23 protein-coding genes are annotated in these 25,572 nt (G+C 63.3%); 10 read left to right on the top strand and 13 right to left on the bottom strand.

Features of this window, described 5'->3' with window-relative positions; translation table 11 throughout:
• Positions 1-64: 64 nt before the first annotated feature.
• The 4 genes from pstB to pstS all read right to left on the bottom strand — a co-directional run bounded on the left by pstB (position 65) and on the right by pstS (position 3,864).
• Positions 65-826, bottom strand: a complete 762-nt coding sequence (gene pstB, locus K4A76_RS12675; protein WP_017148287.1) for a phosphate ABC transporter ATP-binding protein PstB — start codon at positions 824-826, stop codon at positions 65-67.
• Between the two features lie 78 nt (positions 827-904).
• Positions 905-1,798 (bottom strand): phosphate ABC transporter permease PstA, encoded by an 894-nt coding sequence (gene pstA / locus K4A76_RS12680; RefSeq protein ID WP_009681761.1) that lies wholly within the window; start codon positions 1,796-1,798, stop codon positions 905-907.
• Positions 1,795-2,763, bottom strand: coding sequence for a phosphate ABC transporter permease subunit PstC (gene pstC / locus K4A76_RS12685; protein ID WP_161893253.1), 969 nt, complete (start codon positions 2,761-2,763; stop codon positions 1,795-1,797). Before pstC ends, pstA begins: the two co-directional genes overlap by 4 nt.
• Before the next feature lie 69 nt (positions 2,764-2,832).
• Positions 2,833-3,864: a phosphate ABC transporter substrate-binding protein PstS gene (gene pstS, locus K4A76_RS12690; RefSeq protein WP_054904403.1), complete on the bottom strand. Its 1,032-nt coding sequence runs from the start codon at positions 3,862-3,864 to the stop codon at positions 2,833-2,835.
• Positions 3,865-4,298: 434 nt separating this feature from the next.
• On the opposite strand from pstS, the gene K4A76_RS12695 reads away from it, so the two are divergent.
• Positions 4,299-4,679 carry a termination factor Rho gene (locus K4A76_RS12695; RefSeq protein ID WP_182389280.1) on the top strand — a complete coding sequence of 127 codons (381 nt, stop codon included), beginning with the start codon at positions 4,299-4,301 and terminating at the stop codon, positions 4,677-4,679.
• 40 nt (positions 4,680-4,719) lie between these two features.
• On the opposite strand, the gene K4A76_RS12700 is transcribed toward K4A76_RS12695, so the two are convergent.
• On the bottom strand, positions 4,720-4,953 hold the full coding sequence (locus tag K4A76_RS12700) for a hypothetical protein (RefSeq protein WP_009682142.1): 234 nt from the start codon (positions 4,951-4,953) through the stop codon (positions 4,720-4,722).
• 258 nt (positions 4,954-5,211) lie between these two features.
• On the opposite strand from K4A76_RS12700, the gene K4A76_RS12705 reads away from it, so the two are divergent.
• Positions 5,212-6,438 carry an MFS transporter gene (locus tag K4A76_RS12705; RefSeq protein WP_054913062.1) on the top strand — a complete coding sequence of 409 codons (1,227 nt, stop codon included), beginning with the start codon at positions 5,212-5,214 and terminating at the stop codon, positions 6,436-6,438.
• A 56-nt stretch (positions 6,439-6,494) separates the two neighbouring features.
• Here the strand turns inward: K4A76_RS12705 and K4A76_RS12710 are convergent, their stop codons facing one another.
• From K4A76_RS12710 to K4A76_RS12720, 3 genes are all read right to left on the bottom strand, one after another.
• A complete protein-coding gene (locus K4A76_RS12710) occupies positions 6,495-7,466 on the bottom strand; it encodes a biotin-dependent carboxyltransferase family protein (RefSeq protein ID WP_274410383.1) in 972 nt (323 codons plus the stop codon).
• Positions 7,463-8,350, bottom strand: coding sequence for a 5-oxoprolinase subunit B family protein (locus tag K4A76_RS12715; protein WP_274410384.1), 888 nt, complete (start codon positions 8,348-8,350; stop codon positions 7,463-7,465). The genes K4A76_RS12710 and K4A76_RS12715 overlap by 4 nt, the downstream gene beginning before the upstream one ends.
• A gap of 86 nt (positions 8,351-8,436) precedes the next feature.
• The gene (locus K4A76_RS12720) at positions 8,437-9,195 is read right to left on the bottom strand and encodes a 5-oxoprolinase subunit PxpA (RefSeq protein WP_274410385.1); all 759 of its coding nucleotides are present in this window, start codon (positions 9,193-9,195) and stop codon (positions 8,437-8,439) included.
• A gap of 121 nt (positions 9,196-9,316) precedes the next feature.
• On the opposite strand from K4A76_RS12720, the gene K4A76_RS12725 reads away from it, so the two are divergent.
• The 4 genes from K4A76_RS12725 to K4A76_RS12740 all read left to right on the top strand — a co-directional run bounded on the left by K4A76_RS12725 (position 9,317) and on the right by K4A76_RS12740 (position 13,873).
• The gene (locus K4A76_RS12725; protein ID WP_009682147.1) at positions 9,317-10,234 is read left to right on the top strand and encodes a LysR family transcriptional regulator; all 918 of its coding nucleotides are present in this window, start codon (positions 9,317-9,319) and stop codon (positions 10,232-10,234) included.
• 106 nt (positions 10,235-10,340) lie between these two features.
• Positions 10,341-12,407, top strand: a complete 2,067-nt coding sequence (gene treS / locus K4A76_RS12730) for a maltose alpha-D-glucosyltransferase (RefSeq protein ID WP_274410386.1) — start codon at positions 10,341-10,343, stop codon at positions 12,405-12,407.
• A 125-nt stretch (positions 12,408-12,532) separates the two neighbouring features.
• The gene (locus tag K4A76_RS12735; RefSeq protein ID WP_274410387.1) at positions 12,533-13,162 is read left to right on the top strand and encodes a riboflavin synthase subunit alpha; all 630 of its coding nucleotides are present in this window, start codon (positions 12,533-12,535) and stop codon (positions 13,160-13,162) included.
• Positions 13,163-13,171: 9 nt separating this feature from the next.
• Positions 13,172-13,873 carry a YoaK family protein gene (locus K4A76_RS12740; RefSeq protein ID WP_274410388.1) on the top strand — a complete coding sequence of 234 codons (702 nt, stop codon included), beginning with the start codon at positions 13,172-13,174 and terminating at the stop codon, positions 13,871-13,873.
• Here K4A76_RS12740 and proP read toward each other — a convergent pair whose 3' ends face one another.
• The 3 genes from proP to K4A76_RS12755 form a co-directional block, all read right to left on the bottom strand.
• Positions 13,874-15,376: a glycine betaine/L-proline transporter ProP gene (gene proP / locus K4A76_RS12745; protein ID WP_009682151.1), complete on the bottom strand. Its 1,503-nt coding sequence runs from the start codon at positions 15,374-15,376 to the stop codon at positions 13,874-13,876.
• 140 nt (positions 15,377-15,516) lie between these two features.
• Positions 15,517-16,491 carry a porphobilinogen synthase gene (gene hemB, locus K4A76_RS12750; protein WP_274410389.1) on the bottom strand — a complete coding sequence of 325 codons (975 nt, stop codon included), beginning with the start codon at positions 16,489-16,491 and terminating at the stop codon, positions 15,517-15,519.
• A 174-nt stretch (positions 16,492-16,665) separates the two neighbouring features.
• Positions 16,666-17,559: a PA4780 family RIO1-like protein kinase gene (locus K4A76_RS12755; protein WP_274410390.1), complete on the bottom strand. Its 894-nt coding sequence runs from the start codon at positions 17,557-17,559 to the stop codon at positions 16,666-16,668.
• A gap of 181 nt (positions 17,560-17,740) precedes the next feature.
• Here K4A76_RS12755 and K4A76_RS12760 point away from each other — a divergent pair, with 181 nt between their 5' ends.
• Entirely contained in the window at positions 17,741-18,421 is a 681-nt protein-coding gene (locus tag K4A76_RS12760) for a response regulator transcription factor (RefSeq protein ID WP_047149773.1), read from the top strand.
• Positions 18,399-19,790, top strand: coding sequence for a sensor histidine kinase (locus tag K4A76_RS12765; protein ID WP_274410391.1), 1,392 nt, complete (start codon positions 18,399-18,401; stop codon positions 19,788-19,790). Before K4A76_RS12760 ends, K4A76_RS12765 begins: the two co-directional genes overlap by 23 nt.
• Before the next feature lie 1,129 nt (positions 19,791-20,919).
• On the opposite strand, the gene cysS is transcribed toward K4A76_RS12765, so the two are convergent.
• Both cysS and K4A76_RS12775 read right to left on the bottom strand, forming a co-directional pair.
• Entirely contained in the window at positions 20,920-22,302 is a 1,383-nt protein-coding gene (gene cysS / locus K4A76_RS12770; RefSeq protein WP_144188439.1) for a cysteine--tRNA ligase, read from the bottom strand.
• Positions 22,303-22,311: 9 nt separating this feature from the next.
• Positions 22,312-24,015: a glutamine--tRNA ligase/YqeY domain fusion protein gene (locus K4A76_RS12775; protein ID WP_009682158.1), complete on the bottom strand. Its 1,704-nt coding sequence runs from the start codon at positions 24,013-24,015 to the stop codon at positions 22,312-22,314.
• Between the two features lie 248 nt (positions 24,016-24,263).
• On the opposite strand from K4A76_RS12775, the gene K4A76_RS12780 reads away from it, so the two are divergent.
• Together K4A76_RS12780 and K4A76_RS12785 are read left to right on the top strand one after the other, a co-directional pair.
• Positions 24,264-24,764 (top strand): peptidylprolyl isomerase, encoded by a 501-nt coding sequence (locus K4A76_RS12780; protein WP_009682159.1) that lies wholly within the window; start codon positions 24,264-24,266, stop codon positions 24,762-24,764.
• Positions 24,761-25,483: a UDP-2,3-diacylglucosamine diphosphatase gene (locus tag K4A76_RS12785; protein WP_274410392.1), complete on the top strand. Its 723-nt coding sequence runs from the start codon at positions 24,761-24,763 to the stop codon at positions 25,481-25,483. The genes K4A76_RS12780 and K4A76_RS12785 overlap by 4 nt, the downstream gene beginning before the upstream one ends.
• Positions 25,484-25,572 lie beyond the last annotated feature (89 nt).

A 25,572-nucleotide genomic window follows, 5' to 3' on the forward strand; every position in this document is an offset into this window, starting at 1 on the left:
AAGGTTGTGCGGGCGGTGCTGCCACCTTCCTGGTTGCAGCACCGCCCCCTTGTACAGCGATGGGTCAGCTGAACTTGCCGCTGATATAGTCACTGGTCAGTTGTTCACGCGGGTTCTGGAAGATCTGCGCGGTCGGCCCCATCTCGACCAGGTAGCCGGTACGGGTACCCTGGGAAATGTCCACCGAGAAGAACGCCGTGGTGTCGGCAACGCGAATCGCCTGCTGCATGTTGTGGGTCACCAGGGCGATGGTGTAGTCCTTTTTCAGCTCGACCATCAGCTCTTCCACGCGGCGGGTGGCAATGGGGTCGAGTGCCGAGCACGGCTCGTCCAGCAGCAGCACTTCCGGCTCGGTGGCGATGGCCCGGGCGATACACAGGCGCTGCTGCTGGCCGCCGGACAACGACAGGCCGCTGACCTTGAGCTTGTCCTTCACTTCGTCCCACAGCGCAGCGCCTTGCAGGGCGTGTTTCACGCGGTCGCCCAGGTCCCCTTTGTAGCGGTTCAGGCGCAGGCCAAAGGCAACGTTGTCGAAAATGCTCATGGAAAACGGGTTGGGCTGCTGGAACACCATGCCGATATAGCGGCGCACCACTACCGGGTCTACGCCCTTGCCATACACATCCTGGCCCAGGAAGTGCACGTGGCCCTCGAAGCGGAAGCCTTTCACCAGGTCGTTCATGCGGTTCAGGCTACGCAGCACGGTGCTCTTGCCGCAGCCGGACGGGCCGATAAAGCCGGTAATCTCGTTCTTGCGGATCGGCACATGGCTGTCGCGCACGGCCATGAAGTTGCCGTAGAAAATCTTGTCCAGCTTGCAGTCCATGACGATGGGGGTGGCTTCGCTGGCCACGGGAGCGGCACGTTGTGCGGTGGATACGTTCAAGATGGATGCTCCCTGTTCTCAATACTTGGGCTTGCCGAATACACGGCTAAGGATGTTGATGACCAGCACGATCATGACCAGCACCAGCGAGGCCGCCCAGGCGAGCTCCAGCTGGTTGTCGAACGGCATGCCGGAGAAGTTGTAGATCAGCACTGCCAGCGAGGCAGTGGGGTTCATCACCGCCAGGTCGCCGTTGTGGTAGATCCAGTAGTTGCTGAACAGCGCGGTGAACAGCAAGGGCGCGGTTTCACCTGCGGCACGGGCCACGGCCAGCATCACGCCGGTGAGAATGGCCGGCAAGCCGGTGGGCAGCACGATCTTGCAGATGACCTGGGCACGGGTGCAGCCCATGCCGTAGGCAGCGTCCTTCATGATCTTGGGGACCATCTTCATCGCCTCTTCGGCGGTCAGTACCACGATGGGCAGCATCAGCACCGCCAGTGCCACCCCGCCTGCCGGTGCCGAATAGGTGCCGGTAGTCATCACCACCAGGGCGTAGGCAAACACACCGGCCAGGATCGATGGCAGGCCGGTGAGCATCTTGGCGGCAAACCTTGCAGCGTTGGCCAGCTTGCTGTCTGGGCCCAGCTCGGCAAGGAACACCGCGGCCAGGATACCCACCGGCACCGCGATGGCGGCAGCGATGCCGACCATAACGAAGGTACCGGCCATGGCGTTGCCGAAGCCGCCGCCCATCTCGAACCCCGTCGGCGGCAGTTCGGTGAACACTTCCAGGTTCAGGCGGGCACCGCCGCGGGTGATCAGCATGTACAGCACGGAAATCAGCGGCACACTGGCCAGCAACGCGGCCAACCAGGCCAGGATGGTCAACACCAGGCTGCGCAAGGCGCGGCCTTCGAGCCGGCGCTGCAGGCTGGGCAGCGCGGCGGCAGGGGTCGTCAGGTTGGTCATTGTTTATTCCCCCGCTGGGCGTAGAGCATGATCATCGAGCCAAGCACGTTCACCAGCAGGGTGATGAACATCAGTACCAGTGCCGCATACATCAGCACTTCGATCTCGTTCGGGCCGGCTTCCGGGAAGTTCAGCGCCAGCAGCGCTGCCAGGGTATTGGCCGGGGCGAACAAGGACACGGAAATGGTGTTGGCATTGCCCACCAGCATGGCCAGCGCCATGGTTTCGCCCAGTGCCCGGCCAAGGCCCAGCACCAGCGAGCCAAAGATACCGGTGGCCGCAGAAGGCACCATCACTTTCAGAATGGCCTCCCAGTGCGTGGTGCCCATGCCGTAGGCGGCCTGCTTGGTTTTCATCGGCACGCTGGTCAGCGCGTCTTGCGAAACGGCAGCGATGGTCGGCAGGATCATGATCGCCAGGACCAGTGCGGCCGGCAGCAGGCCGGGCCCGCTGAGGGAGGTGCCAAAAAACGGAATCCAGCCCAGCTCGCTGTTCAACCAGGTGGTCAGGGGGCGAATGGCCGGGATGACCACATAGATGCCCCACAGGCCATAGACCACGCTGGGGATGGCGGCGAGCAGCTCGACGATGGTGCGGAACACCGCGGCAAGCCTGGCCGGAAGGAAATCCTGGGTGAGGAAAATGGCCATGCTGACGCCGAAGAAACCGGCAATCAACAGGGCGATGAAGGCGCTGTAGAGCGTACCCCAGATCGCCGGCAGAATACCGTACTTGCCTTGGTTCACATCCCAGACACTGCCCAGGAGCACGTCGAAACCGTGCTTTTCAATGCCTGGCAGTGCCTTGCGGCCCACTTCGTAGACCAGCGCGAAAACCAGCGCCAGTACCAGCACCACCCCGACACGGGCAAGCGCACGGAAGGTGCGGTCGACCAGAAAGTCTTTCGTAGACGGCGGCTGGCACGCGGAATCGGGATTATCCGGTATGGCAAAAGGTGTGTTCATGGCGTATTCCGGGACAAGGGACAAACACCCCCGGCATGGCTTCATGCCGCTGCCGGGAGCGCCTGGGTGTTACTGGATGTTTGCAGACGCTTTGCGGACCTGGTCGACAACCGATGGCGGCAGCGGGATGTAGCCCATCGAGTCGGCAATCTTCTGGCCCTGGGTCAGGCCGTACTCGACCATCTCACGCATGGCCTTGGCCTTTGCCGGATTGCCGTTGTCCTTGCGGAAGATCATCCAGGTGTAGGAGGTGATCGGGTAGGACTTGGCGCCTTCCGGGTCGGGCAGGTTGGCGACCAGGTTTTCCGGCAGTTTCACCGCTGCCAGGGCCTGGGCACCGCTTTCGGCATTTGGCACCACGTACTGGCCAGCCTTGTTTTCCAGGGCAGCGAAGTCCACCTTGGCCAGCTTGGCGAAGCCGTACTCGATGTAGCCAATGGCACCTGGGGTCTGGCGAACGGTAGCGGTCACCCCGTCGTTCTTCGGCGATTTGATGAACTTGTCGGTCGCTGGCCAGTTGACGGTGTTGCCCTCACCCAACGTGCTCTTGAAGTCGGCGTTGATGGCCGACAGGTGCTTGGTGAACACGGCGTTGGTGCCACTGGAGTCGGCACGTACCACCACGGTGATGGGCAGGTCAGGCAGCTTCATTTGCGGGTTGGCCGCGGCGATTTTCGGGTCGTTCCACTGGGTGATCTTGCCGAGGAAGATGTTCGAGTAAACATCGCGCGGCAACTTCAGGCCCTTGGGGTTGCCGGGCAGGTTGTAAGCCAGGACGATTTCGCCGGCGGTCATTGGCAGCAACTGGACGCCCTCGGCAACCTTGGCGATGTCGGCTTCGCTCATGGCCGAGTCGCTGGCGGCGAAGTCGACGGTCTTGTTCAGGAAGTCCTGAACGCCCGCGCCACTCCCCTTGGACTGGTAATCAACGGTAACGCCCGCTGTGTTCTTGCTGAAATCCTTGAACCAGGTCAGGTAGATCGGTGCCGGGAAGCTGGCGCCGGAACCGGTAAGGCGTACGTTTTCAGCAGCAAATGCAGCGGAAGTGGCGCAAAGCGAAACGGCAACGGCGAGTGCAGCAGACTTCATCAGGCGAATCATCGAAAAGCGCTCCTTGTGATGGCCGGCACACTTTGCATCAGCTGTGTTACAGCTTTGTGACCATTGAAAGGCAGGCCGTTCGTTGATCCCGCTTCGTCAACCGGTTGGGGCCGCTTTGCGGCCCATCGCCGGCAAGCCGGGCTCCCACAGGGGCTGCTGTCTTGGGTGCATGTTGTCCCCGCTCGGGCAATCTGTTGTAGGAGCGGCCTCGTGTCGCGAAATGAGGGCGAAGCCCTCACCTGCGCTATCCCTGCCACACATGCCCCCAATGTGGATAGCCACCCGCCTGCGCGCCAGACCGGCGCGAATGGGGTTGGCGACAGTGTCGCGCGCGGTTGTCGTCGATGCGCGGCGCGGTGCCGCTCGTCCAGTGACCGGCACTCTCTGGCGGGGAGCGTTTCAACCGTTCAGGTACAACTGCAGGAGTGAACACCATGCCACGCGGCGACAAAGGCAAGTACACCGAAAAACAGAAGCGCAAGGCCGAGCACATCGAGCACGCCTACGAGGATAAAGGCCTGGCCAAAGAGGAAGCCGAAGCGCGCGCCTGGGCCACGGTCAACAAGCAATCCGGCGGCGGTGAAAAGCAAGGCGGTTCAGGGAACAGCACCTCTGCCAGCGAGAAGAAAACCGCCCGCGCCGATTCGGCCAGGCGGGCAGCACACACCCGCCACGGACACGCGCGCGCATCCAGCAGCTCACTGGAAAGCCAGACAAAGGAAAGCCTCCTGAAGGAAGCCCGCAGCAAAGCCATAAAAGGCCGCTCCAGCATGACCAAGGCCGAACTGGTCGCCGCCCTGCGCAAGCACGGTTGATCGCTACCCCCACCCCTTGGTGAGGGCCCACCCTACGTGACTAGACCATGCCGGCGATCTCCGCAGCGTCGGCATCCGGGCAGCGGTTGCGACAGTCACACTCGAATTCCGCCTGGGCTCGGGTGGCAAAGTTCAGGCTCAAACGCACCTTGTCTTGCGTATCGTAGAGGTCGTAACCCTCGCCCAATGCAGCGGGAAAGCCAAGCCGCCGAGGCTGAACCTCTTTTTTCAGCGGCACTGCGGGAACCACAACGAAGCGTGTTTGCATGATCATCCCTCTGCGGCCGTGATTTAGTATTAGTACTGCTAGGTGAAAGCATCAAGAAGACTCATGCAATATTTTGGGTCAGCGGTCTGCACGCCGAGGCGTCATTCGCCAGCAACCGCTCTGCGCCCGGCGTTTCATCGATGGCACTGATGTTCACTATCACGCCGTTCGCCTGTCGGCCGCCCACACCCACCCCTATAATCCCCGGCCGATCCCCCCTCCCGCGCCTGCTACAGGCGTCATCCCTCCTTGGAAGTCACCACCATGCCAAGTGCCAGCCAGGCCCCACGGGGCCGTCCTGAACATAATCAACAGAGCGTGACCCAGCAGTGGCTGGCGATCCTCTCGGTCGCCATTGGCGCCTTCGCCCTGGTCACCAGCGAATTTCTGCCGGTGGGCGTTCTCAACGATGTCGCCAGCGACTTGGGTATCAGTGCAGGCTTCGCCGGCCTGATGGTCACCTTGCCCGGCATCATGGCCGCGCTGGCCGCCCCGGCCATTTCCGTGGGCGTTGGCGCGCTGGACCGGCGCTACCTGCTGATCGGCCTGACGCTGATCATGATCATCGCCAACAGCATCGTCGCCTATGCGGGCGACTTCAGCCTGCTACTGGTCGGCCGGGTACTGCTGGGTGTCAGCATCGGCGGATTCTGGGCCACTGCCATCGCCCTCAGCGGGCGCCTGGCCCCTGAGGGCGTTGGCGTGGCCAAGGCCAACTCGATCATCATGGCCGGGGTGACCCTGGCGACGGTGGTGGGCGTGCCGGTAGGCACCTGGCTAAGCGGCCTGCTGGGCTGGCGAATGACCTTCCTGGTGACTGCACTGGTGGGCGTGCCCGTGCTCCTGGCGCAGGTGTTGCTGCTGCCGCGGCTTTTGCCCGAAAAAGCCATTGGTGTGCGCGACCTGCCGGCGCTGTTCATCAACCCGCAAGCGCGTGTGGGCCTGATCGCCGTGCTGTTGATTGGCCTGGCGCATTTTGCCGCCTACACCTATGTAGCGCCGTTCTTCAAACAGAACGCCGGCTTCGACGGCCCGACCATCGGCTCATTGTTGCTGCTGTATGGCGTGGCCGGGTTCATGGGCAATATCTTCGCCGGCTTCGCAGCCAACCGCAGTGTGCGCCATTCGCTGATGCTGGTGGCACTGCTGATCGCCGCCAGCACAGCGCTGTTTCCGTACTTCGCCACCGGCCTGACCGGCGCGGCGATGCTGATTGCGCTGTGGGGGTTCGCCTTCGGCGCGTTCCCGGCCTGCGCCAATATCTGGATGTTCGTGGTCGCGCCCAAGGATGTCGAGCGGGGCATGCCGCTGTTCGTGGCCTTGTTCCAGGTGATCATTGCCGTAGGCTCGTTCTTTGGCGGCCAAGTGGTGGACCACATGGGCACCGCAGTGCTCTTGAGCCTGGCCACGGCCCTGGTGGGCTGTGGCTTCGTCACCGTGCTGGTGCTGGGGCGCAACGTCAGTAACGGTTTGGCCCAGCAACCCGCGTAAATGGCCGGGCGGGGTTGGCGGCCCTTGTCCCCCCGCATCGGCAAGTTGTCCTCCGTTCAGCTGAACAACCGGGCCAGGCACGCCAGCTTCTTCTTGTAAGAGCGGCGTGCCTCCAGTGCCTGCTCCAGGCTGACTTTCAGAAAGCGTGCCTGCTGATTCGGCTGCATCTGCCCGATCAGGTCGAGGTCGGCGCTGATCACCGTGCCAATCATGGCGTAGCCACCGCCCGATACGGCATCCCGGTGCAGGATGATCGGCTCCAGCCCGGCCGGTACCTGGATCGAGCCGATGGGGTAGCAGCTGTCGACGATGTTGGAAGGGTCCGAACCAGCACCAAACGGTTGCTCCCGTGGCTGGAAACTCAAGGCACTGCCGCCTTTGTAGCGGTAACCGATGCGATCCGCCTCGGAGCCTACCGTCCAGGCTTCGGTGAAGAAGCTTTGCGCAGCAGCTTCGGTCAGCCGGTGAAAATACAACCCCGGCACCACCCGCAGCACCACTTCGCCGCCCAGGGCCTGGCGCAGTGCCATCGGCAGGCTTGCGCCGGCGCGGCCGGTGCCGGTGGGTGTGCCGACCGGCAACAGGTCACCGGCCAACAACTTGCGCCCCTGGAAGCCACCCAAGGCCCCAAGCGCGTAGGTCGATCGGCTACCCAGCACCTCGGTCACATCAATACCCCCCGCCACTGCCAGGTAGGCCCGCGCCCCCGCCGTCGGGAAGCTGAAACGCAGCACCTGCCCGGCGCGCACGGCAAATGCCGTGTCGGGCCGCTGCTCGCGGCCATCGAGCAAGGCGGGCATCTGCGCACCGCACACTGCCACCAGCGCATCTGCCTGGAACTCAAGTTCAGGGCCGACCAGCGCACATTCCAGGCCGGCAGCGCCCGGCGGGTTGCCCACCAGGTAATTGGCTGCGCTCAGGGCATACTGGTCGAGCGCGCCAGATGGCGGAATGCCCAGGTGGTAATAGCCTTCGCGGCCCAGGTCCTGCACGGAGGTCGCCAGGCCCGGTTTGAGTACCTTGATCATGCCAGCACCTCCTGCAGCGATTTCGGGTAGCCGACCGGGTCGGCAAGGAATGCGTCCAGGGAAAACACCACCGGGCGAATGCGCAGGTCGAAACGGCCCTCCTCCACCTCAGCCACTGCCTGGTCATACGCGCGGCGGTCGATGGGTTTGAATTGCACGATGTCACCTGGGCGGAAGAACACCATGTGCTCCTTCAGGTAGCTCAAGGTCTGTTGCGGGTCGTAGATCGGTGCCGGGGTGACGCCGAACATCTGGTAACCGCCGGCGCCGCGCACCGAATAGATGCAACCGAAACAACCGCCATGGCCCAGGGTCAGGCGGGGCGTGTCGGTACGCGGCCGCAGGTACTTGGGCACTTGCAATTGCCGCTGGCGCTCGACCATCTGGAACATGAACGGCAGGCCAGCGACGAAGCCGACCATGGAAACGAACCACGGTGCACCGCTGTGCGCCGCAATGAACGCGTCGACATCGGCCAGGCCATTGATGCGGGCCGCGTACTCCAGGTCGGTGCTGGCCGGGTCCTGGTGGCGGTCACGGAAGCGCATCAAGGTTTCGTGGGTCCAGGGGTCGTTGTACAACACCGGAATCTCGATGATGCGGGTATGCATCGAACGCTCGGCCACCGCCTGCGCTTCGGCACCGCGCACCGCTGCCAGCAGGGCATCGGGGGCGATGCGGTCGGGGTCGAAACGCACCTGGAACGACGCATTGGCCAGGCACACATCCAGCACGCCGTCCAGCGCCAGGCGCTCTACCGCACGGGTGACGGCCATACCTTTGAAGAAGGCTTCCAGCGACATGCTCTCGCTGACCTCGGCAAACAGGTGCTCGTCGGCGCCGAAGCTGTAGCGGATAGGCGTTGTAGCAAGCGATTCGGCCATGACTGTTCCTTTTCTTGAAATCTTTATAGAAAGGCAGGCGAAAACAACATGATCAGGCTCCGGCCTGTAACTGCCGGATGCCAGCGTCAGCGTGGTGAACGCACCACGATGCCAGCCTGGTCCAGCGCCTTGCGCGTGGCCTCGACCAGGTCGAGGGCGCCCGGCGTGTCACTGTGCAGGCAAATGGAATCGAACTCGATGGCCAGGTCCTGGCCCTCGACGGTGCGCACCACACCTTGCCGACAAGCCCGCAGTACGCGCTCGGCGACCGCCAAAGGCTGGTAGCCCCTCACGTTACGGGTGAACACGATCGAGCCGCTCAGGTCGTACTCGCGGTCGGCATAGAACTCGCGCACCACCGGCTGGCCAAGCTCCTGGGCAATGCGGCAGATCACCGAGCCGGGCATGCAGAACAGCAATAACTGCGGTTCGATCAGCCGCAGGTTTTCCACCAGCAAGCGTGCAGCTTGCTCGTCACGGGCCAGGTGCATGTAAAGCGCCCCGTGGGGTTTGATGTGCTGCAGGCTCACGCCCTGGGCCCGGGCGATTTCACGCAGCGCCCCGAGCTGGTAAAGCATGTCGTCGACCAGTTCCTGCGCCGATGCGTTGATGTGCCGGCGACCGAAACCGACCAGATCGCGGAACCCCGGGTGTGCCCCCACCGCAACCCCCAGGGCCTTGGCCCGCTCCACCGTACGGCGCATGGTGCCGGGGTCGCCGGCATGAAAACCGGTGGCGATATTGGCGCTGCTGATATAGCCCATCAGCTCGTTATCCACGCCGTCGCCAATGGTCCACGGGCCAAAGCCCTCGCCCATGTCCGAGTTGAAATCCACTGCTTGCATGACCGTATCTCCCTGGCGCTTGTGGCTGCATGCAAGCCACGTTAGATTCTCCCCTACCCCTTGGGAAGATCTATAAACAGAATGGGTGTCTTCGGAAAAACAGATACCCCGGGAGCCTGCCGTGTCACTTACCTTGCGCCAGGTGCGCTACTTTGTCGCCACTGCCGAAATCGGCCAGATCTCCCAGGCCGCCATCCACCTCAATATTTCCCAGTCGGCGGTCACCACGGCAATCAAAGAGCTGGAGGCCATGCTCGGCGTGCTGCTGTTCCAGCGCTCCGCCCAGGGCATGAACCTGACCGAAGCCGGCCGGCACTTCCTCAACCGCGCCTACGTCATCCTGCGCAGCGTCGACGATGCGCTGAACAGCCCTTTGCCGGACATACGTGCCAGCGGCCTGTTGCGCCTGGCAGCCAGCTACACGGTGATCGGCTACTTCCTGCCGCACCACTTGCAGCGCCTGGAACACTGGCACCCCGACGTGACCCTGGAACTTTACGAACAAGAGCGCAGTGCCATCGAGCAAGGGCTGCTGGAGGGGCGTTTCGACATGGCGGTGGTGCTGACCGCCAACCTGACCCACCCGGCTATCGTTTCAGAAACGCTGTTCAACTCCGAGCGCCGCCTATGGCTGCCCGCGCACCACCCCCTGTGCGAACGCTCGGCCGTGAGCCTGGCCGATGTCGCCACAGAGCCGTTCATTTTGTTGACCGTGGACGAAGCCGAGCAAAGCGCCATGCGCTATTGGCAGCAGGCCGGGCAACGGCCCAGCGTGCGCGTGCGCACCAGTTCGGTGGAGGCGGTGCGCAGCATGGTCGCCAATGGCAGTGGCGTAGCGATTCTGTCAGACCTGGTGCACCGGCCATGGTCGCTGGAGGGCAAGCGCATCGAAACAGTGACCATCAGCGACCCGGTAGCGCCCATGAGCGTGGGGCTGGCCTGGCACCGCGAGCGGGCGTTCAGCCCGGCGATGCAGGCTTTGCGCAATTACTTCCACGGTGCCTTCCTGGCACCGCAGCAGTGGGCTGCACGGCGCTGAACACGCTGTGCCAGGCATTTCGCGCAGGGCCTGGCTCCCGGCCGAACGATCCGACCGCTCTGCCGTCATAACCTGAGCCGGTGCCGACACGCAAAGAGGACGCGAAATGACCCAGCCCGACCCTGCATACGTGAAATGGCTCGAAGCGCGCGCCATGCTCAAGGCTTCCCAGGAGCGCGCCAGCCTTTATTCAGGCCAGTCGCGCCTGTGGCAACAACCCTACGCCGAGGCTCAGCCCCGCCGGGCCACTGAAATCGCCTCGGTCTGGCTGACCGTTTACCCCGATGCCATCATCGCCCCAGAGGGCTGCTCGGTGCTAGGTGCCCTGGCCCATGAAGCCTTGTGGAAGCGCCTGTCGGAAATCGGCATTCAAGGCCTGCACACCGGGCCGATCAAGCTGTCTGGCGGTATTCGCGACCGCGAGCTCACACCCAGCGTGGACGGCAACTTCGACCGCATCAGCTTCGATATCGACCCGCTCTATGGCAGCGAGCCGGAGCTGATCCAGATGAGCCGCATGGCCGCCGCGCACAATGCGGTGACCATCGACGACCTGATCCCTTCGCACACCGGCAAGGGCGCCGACTTCCGCCTGGCGGAAATGGCCTACGGCGCCTACCCGGGCCTGTACCACATGGTGGAGATACGCGAGGAAGACTGGCACTTGCTGCCCGAGGTGCCACCCGGACGTGACTCGGCCAACCTGCTGCCCGCACAGTGCGACGAGCTCAAGGCACGCCATTACATCGTCGGGCAGTTGCAGCGGGTGATTTTCTTCGAGCCGGGGGTCAAGGAAACCGACTGGAGCGCCACCCCACCGGTCACCGGTGTCGACGGCAAGACCCGGCGTTGGGTCTACCTGCACTACTTCAAGGAAGGCCAGCCGTCGCTGAACTGGCTGGACCCCACCTTTGCCGCCCAGCAGATGATCATCGGCGACGCCCTGCATGCCCTGGATTGCCTGGGTGCACGTGGCCTGCGCCTGGATGCCAACGGTTTTCTCGGGGTGGAAACCCGCGCCAGTGGCACCGCCTGGTCGGAAAGCCACCCGCTGTCGCTGGTCGGCAACCAATTGATCGGTGGCATGATCCGCAAGGCCGGCGGTTTCAGTTTCCAGGAGCTGAACCTGACCCTCGATGACATTGCGCAAATGTCCAAGGGCGGTGCCGACCTGTCCTACGACTTCATCACCCGGCCCGCCTACCAACATGCCTTGCTGACCGGCGACACCGAGTTCCTGCGCCTGATGCTCAAGGAAATGCACGGCTTCGGCATCGACCCGGCCTCACTGATCCATGCCCTGCAGAACCACGACGAACTGACCGTGGAGCTGGTGCACTTCTGGACCCTGCATGCCCATGACATGTACCTGTACAAGGGCCAGACATTACCAGGCAACATCCTGCGCGAGCACATCCGCGAAGAAATCTACGAACGCCTGTCGGGCGAGCATGCGCCCTATAACCTGCGCTTCGTCACCAATGGCATCGCCTGCACCACCGCCAGCCTCATCACTGCGGCATTGGGCATCCGCGACCTCGACCAGATAGGCCCGGGGGACATCGAGCAGATCCAGAAACTGCACCTGCTGCTGGTCATGTACAACGCCATGCAGCCAGGTGTGGTGGCGCTGTCGGGCTGGGACATGGTCGGCGCCCTGCCCTTGCCTGGCGAAGCCGTGGCCGAGCGCATGCTCGACGGCGATACCCGCTGGATTCACCGCGGCGGCTACGACCTGGCCGGGCTCGACCCGCAAGCGGACACGTCTGTGCGCGGCATGCCGCGGGCGCGGGCGCTGTATGGCAGCCTCGACAGCCAACTGGACAACCCTGACTCGTTCGCCTGCAAGGTGAAAAAACTGCTCGCGGTGCGCCAGGCCTACGGCATTGCCACCAGCCGCCAGGTGCTGGTGCCGGAGGTCAGCAGCCCTGGGTTGCTGGTCATGGTGCATGAGCTACCGGCCGGGCGCGGCATCCAGATCAGTGCGTTGAACTTCAGCCAGGAGGTGATCGCCGAGGAGCTACTGCTCACAGGCTTCACGCCAGGGCCGGTGGTGGACATGATCAACGAAACGGTAGAAGGCGACCTGACCGAGGATGGCCGTTTGCTGGTGAACCTGGACCCGTACGAAGCGCTGTGCCTGCGGATCGTCAACAGCACCGGGCATGTGTGAGCCGGCCAGCGCCCTGGGTGTGCCCGGCCGCATGCCTGGGCAGCACCAGGGCGCTGGCGCCTTGCTTTTGAGGCCGTACAGGCATAGCGTTCGGGTGTTTTCTTTTCGCGCCCAGGAGCAACACCATGTACACCGGCATCGTCCAGGCCGTCCGCCCACTGCTTGATGTGACCAGCTACCCGGGCCACAACCAGTTCACCATCGACCTCACCCCGGAACTGCTCGATGAGTTGAAGATCGGCGCCAGCGTCAGCGTCGAGGGCACGTGCTTGTCTGTCACCGAGATCGACGGCAGCCACGTCAGGTTCGATGCAATGACCGCCACCCTGGAACGCACGAACCTGCGCAATTTCAAGGCCGGCCAAGGGGTGAACATCGAGCGTTCGGCGAAGATGAACGCCGAAGTCGGCGGCCACCTCATGGCTGGCCACATTGCCACAACCGCAGAAATAGTCGAACTGTCGATCGAGCAGACCGGCGCCTTCATCCGTTTCCGCATGCCGCCGCCATGGGGCAAGTACGTGTTCCCGCGGGGCTTCATCGGGGTCAACGGCTGCAGCCTGACCGTGGCCGACGTGGAAGACAACCTGGTCACCATCAACCTGATCCCGGAAACCCTGCGCCAGACCACGTTCGCCAGCTACGCTGCCGGCGATCTGCTGAACATCGAGGTCGATCACCAGACCATGGTGCTGGTGGATGTGGTCGAACGCACCATCAAAGGCACCCTGGCCCGCGAAAACCTGTCGCCTTGAGGCCTGCCGGTGCTACCTCATCCCCTTACTACCCGCACAGCCAGGCGCTTGCGCCTGCAAGTGCTGCGTGGCCGCGTGGGCCTTGGCCTGGTGGCCGGCCTGTCGGTCCTGGCAGGCATGACCGACGCCATTGGCCTGCTGGCCCTGGGCGACTTCGTCTCGTTCATGAGCGGTAATACAACGCGCCTGGCGGTGGCGATCAGCCAGGCTGACCTTGCCCTGGTGCTGCGCCTGAGCGGCGCTTTGCTGGGCTTTGTCGCGGGTAACACGTTGGGCGTAGTGCTGGCGCGCAGCTTCCGTCGCCGGGCCTGGCCCGTGCTGGTGGTCGTGGCGGCGTTGCTGGCCGGCGCCGCAGCGTGGCCACTGGCGGCCACCTTCCCGGCATTGCTGGCCGCGACCCTGGCCATGGGCATGATCAACGCAGTCGTCGAGCAAGTGAACGGCCTGCCCATCGGCCTGACCTACGTCACCGGTGCACTGTCACGCTTCGGCCGCGGCCTTGGGCGCTGGTTGCTGGGCGAGCGGCGCCACGGCTGGCGGGTGCAACTGGTGCCGTGGGCAGGGATGCTGGTGGGCGCCGCGTTGGGCGCCTGGCTGCAACAGCACCTGGGCCTGCAGGCACTGGCCGGCAGTTGCGTGCTGGCGTGCCTGCTGGCCCTGGTGTCGGGGTTCATTCCACGTGCCTGGCAGCGTGGCTACATGCCGCGCTGATCAATCGATGCGCGGGTGCTGCTGGACCAACAACTTGCGCTTGGCCTCGAGCTCGGCGATCTGCTCGTCGATGTCCTCGATCTTCTGCTCGATGTTGTCGTGGTGCTCCTGCAGCAGCTCGCGCGCCTCGTCGATGTCCGATGCCGCCGGTGCGGCACCGCGCAACGGTTTGTTGGCGGTTTCCTTCATGGTCAGGCCGGTCACCAGGCCCACCGCGGCGATCACCATCAGGTAGTAGGCGGGCATGTACAGGTTGCCGCTGCTTTCCACCAGCCAGGCGGCGATGGTCGGGGTCAGGCCGGCGATCAGCACAGAAATGTTGAAGGCACTGGCCAGTGCGCTGTAGCGGATGTGAGTGGGGAACATCGCCGGCAACGTCGAAGCCATCACACCGATGAAGAAGTTCAGCAGCACCGCAATGATCAGCAGCCCCGAGAAGATCAACCCCAGCACACCACTGTTGATCAGCATGAACGCCGGAATGGCCAGGGCGAACAGCCCGATACTGCCGACCACGATAAATGGGCGACGGCCGAACTTGTCGCTCAGCAGGCCGATGATGGGCTGCACGAACAGCATGCCGACCATGATCGCGATGATGATCAGTACGCCATGGTCCTCGCTGTAGTGCAGGTTGTGCGAGAGGTAGCTGGGCATGTAGGTCAACAGCATGTAGTAGGTGACGTTGGTGGCGATCACCACGCCAATGCAGGTCACCAGGCTACGCCAGTGCTTGGTCGCCACTTCCTTGAACGACACTTTGGGCCCCGACGCCAGGCCCTCGCGGTCACCCTGCTCCATCTTGTCGACGTGCTGCTGGAACGCGGGGGTTTCCTCCAGAGCGTTACGCAGGTAGAGGCCGATGATGCCCAGCGGCAAGGCCAGGAAGAACGGCAGGCGCCAGCCCCACTCAAGGAACCTTTCTTCGCCAAGCACCGTGGAAATCAGCACCACTACCCCGGCGCCCAGCACGAAGCCGGCGATCGAGCCGAAGTCCAGCCAGCTGCCAAGGAAGCCGCGCTTGCGGTCAGGCGCATACTCGGCCACGAAGATCGAGGCGCCGGTGTACTCGCCGCCCACCGAGAAGCCCTGGGCCATTTTCGCCAGCAACAGCAGTATCGGCGCCCATATGCCGATACTGGCATAGGACGGTATCAAGCCAATGGCAAAGGTGCTGAGGGACATGATGACGATGGTGGCGGCAAGGATTTTCTGCCGGCCGAACTTGTCGCCGAGGGCGCCGAAGAACAGCCCGCCCAGGGGGCGAATGAGGAATGGCACCGAAAAGGTGGCCAACGCCGCGATCATTTGCACACTGGGGTCGGCGTTGGGGAAGAACACCTTGCCCAATGCATAGGCGACGAAGCCATAGACACCGAAGTCGAACCACTCCATGGCGTTACCCAGTGCAGCGGCGGTGATCGCCTTCTTCATCTTGGCATCGTCGACGATCGTGATGTCCTTGAGGCCAATAGGTTTGACGCTTTTCCTGCGAGATTTCATGCCTGTATCCCTGTCGATCAATGCTCTATGGCATCTGATACAACGGGACACAAAATAATTCAGCGCTCAATGAATTTTTGTAGGGAATTGCGCTGGGGGCGGGTAAGCCCGCCCCCAGGCCAGGGGAGCTGCTTTGCTGCTCAAATGCCTTCGCGGGCCAGGTCCATGGCGAAGTAGGTCAGGATCAGGTCGGCACCGGCGCGCTTGATAGCGCCAATGCTTTCGCGCACCACGCGGCCTTCGTCAATGGCACCGGCCAGGCCACCGAACTTGATCATCGCGTACTCACCGCTGACTTGGTACGCCGCCAGCGGCAGGCGCGAGGCCGCACGAATGTCGGCGATCACGTCAAGGTAGGCACCGGCCGGCTTGACCATCAGCACGTCTGCACCTTCCTGCTCGTCAAGCAGCGATTCGCGCACGGCCTCGCGGCGGTTCATCGGGTTCATCTGGTAGCTCTTGCGGTCACCTTTGAGCGCAGTGCCGCCTGCTTCGCGGAATGGGCCGTACAGCGACGAGGCGAACTTGGTCGAATAGGCCATGATCGCAGTGTCGTGGAAGCCTGCACCGTCCAGCGCGCTACGAATGGCCTGGACCTGGCCGTCCATCGCCGCCGAAGGTGCGATGAAGTCGGCACCGGCAGCGGCGGCGATCACCGCCTGCTTGCCCAGGTTGACCAAGGTGGCGTCGTTGTCCACGCCGTGGTCATGCAGTACGCCGCAGTGCCCGTGGCTGGTGTATTCGCAGAAACAGGTATCGGACATCACCACCATTTCCGGCACGGTGTCCTTGCAGATACGCGACATGCGCGCCACCAGGCCGTTTTCGTTCCAGGTGTCGCTGCCAACCGCATCCAGGTGGTGAGACACACCGAAGGTCATCACCGATTTGATACCGGCGCGGGCATAGCGCTCGATTTCCTGGGCCAGCCGCTTCTCAGGGATGCGGTTCACGCCGGGCATGCTGCTGATGGGCACGAAGTCGTCGATGCCTTCTTCCACGAAGATCGGCAGGATCAGGTCTTCAAGGCGGAATTCGGTTTCCTGGAATACGGTGCGCAGGGACTCGCTCTGGCGCAGGCGGCGAGGACGAACAGAGGGGAATTGGTTGGACATGACTGCTCCAGGGAATTTGAACGGCGTATACCTTATGCCTGTCAGGGGCCAGTGAAAAGGCCGGATGACGAGATATTGTCCTGCATCAAAGGTAATGGCCGCGCAGGGCACTGGCTGAGCCGGTGGCGCCCGCTTCGGTGGGGAACCTGCGAAGCGGGCTGCACCGGCAGCACATCATTGCAGCCAGGGCGGTGTCGGCTCCTCGGCCTTGGCCGGGCCGTTATCCGCCTCGGCACGCGCTGCCCGGCGCCGGGCCTCGTCCAAGCGGGCGGCGTCGATTTCCCGCATCACCCCGCCAACGTCGGCCTCATGCTCGTCGTCCTGGAATACCCCGGTCAACACGGTATCAGGCAGCAACTTGCCAGCCTCGTACAACGCCCACATTTCCTGGGCATAGCGCGTGCTCTTCAGCTCTGGGGCAAAGCGCCCGAAGTAGTGGGCCATGTTGTCCACGTCACGCTGCAGCATGTTGAATGCGTGGTTGTTGGCGGCGGCGTCCACGGCCTGCGGCAGGTCGATGATCACCGGCCCGTCCGGGCCGAGCAGCACATTGAATTCGGACAAGTCGCCATGGACCAGCCCGGCACACAGCATCAGCACGATCTGGCGAATGACGAAGGCATGGAACACCCGCGCCTCCTCGGCCTCCAGGTGCACGTCGTTGAGCCGGGGGGCGGCATCGCCATCGGCGTCGGTCACCAGCTCCATCAGCAACACGCCGTCCTGGAAGTCATAGGGCTTGGGCACCCGGACCCCGGCGCCGGCCAGGCGGAACAGTGCCGCCACTTCGGCGTTCTGCCAGGCGTCCTCGGCCTCTTTGCGGCCGTACTTGCTGCCCTTGGCCATGGCCCGGGCCTGGCGGCTATTGCGCACCTTACGGCCTTCCTGGTATTCGGCGGCCTGGCGGAAACTGCGCTTGTTGGCTTCTTTATAGACCTTGGCGCAGCGCACCTGGCTACCGCAACGCACCACGTACACGGCGGCTTCCTTGCCACTCATCAACGGCCGCAGTACTTCGTCGACGAGGCCGTCTTCGATCAGGGGTTCGATTCTTTTGGGTGTCTTCATCAGGCTGCGTTCGGGGTCCTGGCTGTGTTGACGGACATCCTCTCACAGCCTGCTGCGACATGCTCGTCTGTCTTCACAATGGGTGAAGCCAGGCGGGTTGTGGCAAGATGAATTTTTCTTAAATCGCCGGTTGTCTATTCTTTGGCACAATCGAGTCTCCATTAGATGCCCAGGAACCAGCATGCCTCGCGTACTGACCATCGAAGACGACGCCGTCACCGGCCAGGAAATCGTCGCCGAACTTACCAGCCATGGCCTTGAGGTGGAGTGGGCCGACAATGGTCGTGAAGGCCTGGCCAAGGCCATTGCCGGCGGTTACGACCTGATCACCCTGGACCGCATGCTGCCCGAGGTCGATGGCCTGACCATCGTCACGACCCTGCGCAACCTCAAGATCGCCACGCCGATCCTGATGATCAGCGCCCTCTCCGACGTCGATGAGCGGGTGCGCGGCCTGCGCGCCGGCGGTGACGACTACCTGACCAAGCCATTCGCCTCCGACGAAATGGCCGCACGGGTCGAGGTGCTGCTGCGCCGCAACAGCGTGCCGATGACCCAGACCCGCCTGCAGGTCGCCGACCTGCAACTGGACCTGATCAGCCACGAAGCGCGCCGCGGCGACAACACCCTCAACCTGCTGCCCACCGAGTACAAACTGCTGGAGTACCTGATGCGCCACAGCGGCCAGGTCATTACGCGGATGATGATTTTCGAGGAAGTGTGGGGCTACCACTTCGACCCGGGTACCAACCTGATCGACGTGCATATCGGCCGCCTGCGCAAGAAAATCGACTCACCCGGCCAGTCGCCGCTGATCCGTACGGTGCGGGGCTCCGGCTATGCCATTGCTGAACCCGTCTAAAGGCTGGAGTTCGTCCACCAGCCGGCTGCTGGCACTGTACAGTTTTCTGTTCGTGGCCTGGAGCAGCATCCTCATGGGGGTGCTGTACTTCGAGGTTTCCAGCTACCTGAACAAGCTCACCCGCCATTCCATGCTGCAGCGTCAGCACCTGTTCGCGCACATGAGCGGCAAGCAGCTGGACGACGCCCTGATCGCCAGCCAGGCTTTCGAGGAACGCAGCTTCGATGCCTATGGCCTGTTCGATGCACAACTCAACCCGCTGGGCGGCAGTGTTCGTGCCCTGCCCCCTGGGCTGCGGCTGGACGGCAAGATCCATGAGCTGAAGCGTTGCCTGGACGCCGATGATCCGCGCATGCCCCGCGACAGCTGCGATGCCGTGGCCATCAAGGTGCAGGATGGGCGCTGGCTGGTGCTGTTCCGCGATAACGGCTCATTGTTCGTCGTCACACGGATCATTCTCGATGCCTTGCTCTGGGGTATCTCGTTCACCCTGATCCCCGGGTTCGCCGGCTGGTACCTGCTGCGCCGCCGCCCCCTGAAACGCATCCGGGCCATTCAGGCCCAGGCCGAGCTGATTGTCGCCGGCGACCTCACGCACCGCCTACCGCTGTCGGCCCGGCGCGACGAACTGGACATGCTGGCCGCCATCGTCAATGCCATGCTTGACCGCATCGAGCGGCTGATGCACGAGGTCAAGGGCGTGTGCGACAACATTGCCCACGACCTGCGCACCCCATTGACCCGCCTGCGCGCCCAGCTGTACCGCATCCGCCAGCAAAGCGACAACGATTCCGCGCAAGCCGAGGCACTGGACCAGGCCATCAGCGAAACCGACACCCTGATGGCGCGTTTCCGCGGGTTGTTGCGCATCAGCGAACTGGAAGACCGCCAACGCCGGGCCGGCTTCGTGCAGCTTGACCCGCATGATTTGCTGGTAGAGCTGCACGACTTCTACCTGCCGTTGGCCGAAGATGGCGGCATTCACCTGGAGCTGCTCCAGCCGGGGCACTTGCCGGCACTGCACGGCGACCGCGAGCTGTTGTTCGAGGCGCTGGCCAACCTGGTGGGTAACGCGATCAAGTTCACCCCGGAAGGTGGGCAGGTGCGCGTGGCCGCCACCCAGGACGACGCTGGCGTGCACGTGGCCATTGAAGACAGCGGGCCGGGTATTCCGGAAGAAGAACGCACGGCCGTACTGAAGCGGTTCTACCGCAGTGATGAAGGCCACCGCCACGCCGGCTTCGGCCTGGGGCTATCAATCGTTGCGGCGATCGTCGACCTGCATGGGTTCGGCCTGGAAATTGGCGAGAGCCCTTTGGGTGGGGCCAAGCTGGTACTGCATTGCCCATTGGCCGGGCTGGCCAAATAACCATCGGGGCTGCTTTGCAGCCCATCGCGACACAAGGCCGCGCTGTAAGAGCAACTGTCTTTCTCAAAAATTTGAAAAGCCTGCGCGATTCACCTGTGGGAGCGGGCAAGCCCGCGAAGCAGGCGACGCGGAGTCTGGCACCGGCTTTGCCGGTGTTCGCGGGCATGCCCGCTCCCACAGGGGGTCTGCGCTGGCTTGGAGGCGCCGCCGTACCTGCAGGAGCAACTGTCTTCCTCAAAATTTGAAAAGCCTGCGCGATTCACCTGTGGGAGCGGGCAAGCCCGCGAAGCAGGCGACGCGGTGTATGGCACCGGCTTTGCCGGTGTTCGCGGGCATGCCCGCTCCCACAGGGGGTCTGCGCTGGCTTGGAGTTGCCGCCGTACTTGCAGGAGCAATGTCTTTCTCAAAATTTGAAAAGCCTGCGCGACTCACCTGTGGGAGCGGGCAAGCCCGCGAAGCAGGCGACGAGGTGTCTGGCACCGGCTGCGCCGGTGTTCGCGGGCATGCCCGCTCCCACAGGGGTCTGCGCTGGCTTGGAGTTGCCGCCGTACTTGCAGGAGCAACTGTCTTTCTCAAAATTTGAAAAGCCTGCGCGATTCAACCTGTGGGAGCGGGCAAGCCCGCGAAGCAGGCGACGCGGTGTATGGCAACGGCTTTGCCGGTGTTCGCGGGCATGCCCGCTCCCACAGGGCCTGCGCTGGCTTGGAGTTGCCGCCGTACTTGCAGGAGCAACTGTCTTTCTCAAAATTTGAAAAGCCTGCGCGATTCACCTGTGGGAGCGGGCAAGCCCGCGAAGCAGGCGACGCGGGATCTGGCACCGGCTGCGCCGGTGTTCGCGGCGGTTCGACGCCTCGGCATGCCCGCTCCCACAGGGCCTGCGCTGGCTTGGAGTTGCCGCCGTACTTGCAGGAGCAACTGTCTTTCTCAAAATTTGAAAAGCCGACGCAGTAAGCTGTGGGAGCGGGCATGTCGAGGCGTCGAACCGCCGCGAACACCGGCGCAGCCGGTGCCATGCAGCGCGCTGGTTTCTTCGCGGGCACGCCCGCTCCCACAAAGACCGTATAATCTTCGAGTCCTGCATTGCGGCCTTGTGTCGCGATGGGCCGCAAAGCGGCCCCAATTGCACCGATCAGTCAGCCAGACGCCAGGTAGTGGCACCCTTGCTGTCTTCCAGCACCACGCCCATGGCGGTCAGCTGGTCGCGAATGCGGTCGGACTCGGCCCAGTTCTTGTCTGCCCGCGCCTGCAGGCGCGCCTGGATCAAGCCCTCGACCTCGGCCGCATCGACCTTGCCTTCGGCGCCCGCACGCAGGAAGTCATCGGCGTCCAGCTGCAGCACACCCAGCACATCACCCAGCTCCCGCAGGCGACCGGCCAGGCCGGCAGCAGCGTCTACATCACTGTCGCGCAGGCGGTTGATCTCACGCACCAGGTCGAACAGCACAGCGCAGGCCTCGGGCGTGCCAAAGTCGTCATTCATCGCCACGCTGAAGCGCTCGACAAAGGCCTCGCCGCCCTTGGCCGACACGCGCGGCAGGCCGCGCAAGGCATGGTAGAAGCGCTCCAGGGCGCCCTTGGCGTCGCGCAAGCTGTCTTCCGAGTAGTTGATGGCACTGCGGTAGTGGCTGGCCACCAGCAGGTAGCGAACCACCTCCGGGTGGTACTTCTCGAGCACATCACGGATGGTGAAGAAGTTGTTCAACGACTTCGACATCTTCTCGCCATTGATACGGATCATGCCGCAGTGCATCCAGGCGTTGGCGTACTGCTTGCCGGTGGCCGCCTCGCTCTGGGCAATCTCGTTCTCGTGGTGCGGGAACTCCAGGTCGCTGCCGCCACCATGAATGTCGAAGCTCTCACCCAGGCAGCAGGTGGACATCACCGAGCACTCGATGTGCCAGCCCGGACGGCCCGGGCCCCATGGCGACTCCCAGCTTGGCTCGCCCGGCTTGACGCCCTTCCACAGCACGAAATCGAGCGGGTCTTGCTTGGCCTCGTCGACCTCGATGCGGGCGCCGATGCGCAGGTCTTCGATCTTCTTGCGCGACAGCTTGCCGTAGCCCACGAACTTGCCGACGCGGTAGTACACGTCGCCATTGCCCGGCGCGTAGGCATACCCCTTGTCGATCAGGGTCTGGATCATCGCGTGCATGCCGGCGATATGGTCGGTGGCACGCGGTTCCTGGTCTGGCGGCAGGATGTTCAGGCGGCGCTCGTCTTCGTGCATCGCGTCGATCATGCGCGCCGTGAGGGCGTCGAAGCTTTCGCCGTTCTCGTTGGCCCGGTTGATGATCTTGTCATCGATGTCGGTGATATTGCGCACGTAGGTCAGTTCGTAACCGCTCTTGCGCAGCCAGCGGGTGACCAGGTCGAACGCCACCATGCTGCGGCCGTGGCCCAGGTGGCAGTAGTCGTACACGGTCATGCCGCAAACGTACATGCGCACCTTGTTGCCATCCAACGGCTTGAAGGTTTCCTTGGCTTTGGTCAGGGTGTTGTAGATGGTTAGCACGGCGGTTCCTCAGCTGCCCCAGGAGTCACGCAGGGTGACGGTGCGGTTGAACACCGGGCGGCCCGGCTGGCTGTCTTTCAGGTCGGCGCAGAAGTAGCCTTCGCGCTCGAACTGGAAGCGGTCCTCGGGCTGCGCCTGGGCCAACGACGGCTCGGCACGGCAACCGCTGAGCACTTGCAGCGAGTCGGGGTTGATGTTGTCGAGGAAGCTGCCGCCCTCTTCGGTCTTTTCCGGGTTGGCCGAGCGGAACAGGCGATCGTACAGGCGTACTTCGCACTCGACGCTGCCTTCGGCCGGCACCCAGTGGATCACGCCTTTGACCTTGCGGCCTTCCGGGTTCTTGCCCAGGGTGTCCGGGTCGTACGAGCAATGCAGCTCGACGATGTTGCCGTCGGCGTCCTTGATGGCTTCGTCGGCACGGATCACGTAGCTGCCCCGCAGGCGCACCTCACCGGCTGGCTCGAGGCGCTTGTAGCCCTTGGGCGGCGTTTCCATGAAGTCGTCGCGGTCGATGTACAGCTCGCGGGAGAACGGCAGCACACGCACGCCCATGTCTTCCTTCGGGTGGCGTGGCAGCTCCAGTTGCTCGACCTGGCCCTGCGGGTAGTTGGTAATGACTACCTTCAGCGGGCGCAGCACGCACATGGCACGCGGTGCGGTGCGGTCCAGGTCGTCACGAATGCTGAACTCGAGCATCGACATGTCCACTACGCCATCGGACCGGTTGGTGCCGATCATTTCGCAGAAGTTGCGGATCGAGGCCGGGGTGTAGCCACGGCGGCGGAAGCCGGACAAGGTCGACATGCGCGGGTCGTCCCAGGCGTCGACGTGCTTTTCGTCCACCAACTGCTTGAGCTTGCGCTTGGAGGTGATGGTGTAGTTGAGGTTCAGCCGGCTGAACTCGTACTGGCGCGGGTGTGCCGGCACGGGCAGGTTATCAAGGAACCAGTCGTACAGCGGGCGGTGGCCTTCGAATTCCAGGGTGCAGATCGAGTGGGTGATGCCCTCGATGGCGTCCGACTGGCCGTGGGTGAAGTCGTAGTTGGGGTAGATGCACCACTTGTCACCGGTCTGGTGGTGGTGGGCATGGCGGATGCGGTACAGGATCGGGTCGCGCAGGTTCATGTTCGGCGAGGCCATGTCGATCTTGGCCCGCAGCACGCGCTCGCCGTCCTGGAATTCGCCGGCTTTCATACGGGCGAACAGGTCGAGGTTTTCTTCCACGCTACGGTCGCGGAACGGGCTGTTCTTGCCTGGCTCCTTGAGGTTGCCGCGGTATTCCTTGGCCTGCTCGGGGGTGAGGTCGCAGACATAGGCCTTGCCGCGCTTGATCAGCTCGACCGCCCAGTCGTGCAACTGGTCGAAGTAGTCGGAGGCATAGCGCACATCACCGGCCCAGTCGAAACCCAGCCATTTCACGTCGCGCTGGATGGCGTCGATGTACTCCTGGTCTTCCTTGGCCGGGTTGGTGTCGTCGAAACGCAAGTGACAGGCGCCACCGAATTCCTTGGCCAGGCCAAAGTTGACGCAGATCGACTTGGCGTGACCAATGTGCAGGTAGCCATTGGGTTCCGGCGGGAAGCGGGTGACGATGCTGCTGTGCTTGCCCGAATCCAGGTCGGCCTGGATGATCGGCCGCAGGAAGTTCGCAGGGACAGCGGGGGCGCCTTTGGCAGCGGCGTTGGGCGCGTTGTCGGCAGTGGGCTTGCTCATAGGATCCTTGAATGCACGTGTCCGGCCTGGGTAGGCCGATTGAATCAAAGGGCCTATCATAGCCGAAGCAGTCAAGCTGCTGACAGTCGGGCCCGGATAAACTGGCGTGATTTATCACGGCTTTTTGCCGCGGCGTGGCAAAATGGCCGGTGCGCGCCATGTGTCGCGAGCGCCCGAGCCTGCGTCAGGTGTAAGCACGCGCCCTGCGCGCCCTCATTCCCGTATGCCTTGAAAGAGCGAATTTCAGCATGTCCAAAGTCAAACTGAGCACCAACCACGGCGATATCGTCCTGCAACTGAACGCCGAAAAAGCTCCGCAAACTGTTGAGAACTTCGTTCAATACGTCAAAGACGGCCATTTCGACAACACCGTGTTCCACCGTGTGATCAAAGGTTTCATGATCCAGGGCGGTGGCTTCGAGCCTGGCATGAGCCAGAAGAAAACCCGCGCCAGCATCCAGAACGAAGCTGACAACGGCCTGAAGAACACCAAGTACAGCATCGCCATGGCCCGTACCATGGAGCCGCACTCTGCCTCGGCCCAGTTCTTCATCAACGCTGCCGACAACGACTTCCTCAACCACAGCGGCAAGAATGTGCAGGGCTGGGGCTACGCGGTGTTCGGTGAAGTGATCGAAGGCCGTGAAGTCGTCGATGCCATCGAGAAAGTCGCCACCGGTTCCAAAGCCGGCCACCAGGACGTGCCGAAAGACGACGTGGTCATCGAGAAAGCCGAGATCATTGAGTGATTCTGCTGATCTCTGATCTGCACCTGCAAGAAGAACGCCCGGACATTACCCGGGCGTTTCTTGATCTGCTCGATGGCCGCGCGCGCCACGCCCAGGCGCTGTACATTCTTGGCGATTTCTTCGAGGCCTGGATAGGCGACGATGCCATGACGCCGTTCCAGCAGTCGATCTGCCGTGCCCTGCGGCAGCTGGGCGACAGCGGCACGGCCATCTACCTGATGCATGGCAACCGTGACTTCCTGCTTGGCCAGCGCTTCTGCGAGGCGGCCGGCTGCACGTTGCTCGACGACCCCTGCGTGATCGAGCTGGGCGGTGAGCAGGTATTGCTGATGCACGGCGACACCTTGTGCACCCGCGACGTGGGCTACATGAAAATGCGCCGCCTGCTGCGCAACCCGCTGAGCCTGTGGGTTCTGCGCCACCTGCCGCTGTCGGCTCGCTACAAACTGGCACGCAAGCTGCGCAGCGAAAGCCGCACCCAGGGACGGATGAAATCCACTGAAATCGTCGACGTCACGCCAGAGGAAGTGCCCAAGGTAATGGCGGCGCATGGCGTGCGTACCCTGGTGCATGGCCATACCCATCGACCAGCGATTCACAAGCTGGTCGTGGACGGCCAACCGGCCCGGCGCATCGTGCTGGGCGACTGGGACCGCCGGGGCTGGGCCTTGCAGGTTGACGAGCAAGGGTTTCAGCTGGCGCCGTTCGACTTTTCCTGAAGGCAACGTCGCCGGCAAGCCGGCCCCCAATTCCCACCAGGCCTTCAATACGGTGGGGAGCTTGTGGGCGCTGGCTCGCCGGCGATCGG

Source organism: Pseudomonas sp. NEEL19 (assembly GCF_028751975.1).
Classification (GTDB): Bacteria; Pseudomonadota; Gammaproteobacteria; order Pseudomonadales; family Pseudomonadaceae; genus Aquipseudomonas; species Aquipseudomonas juntendi.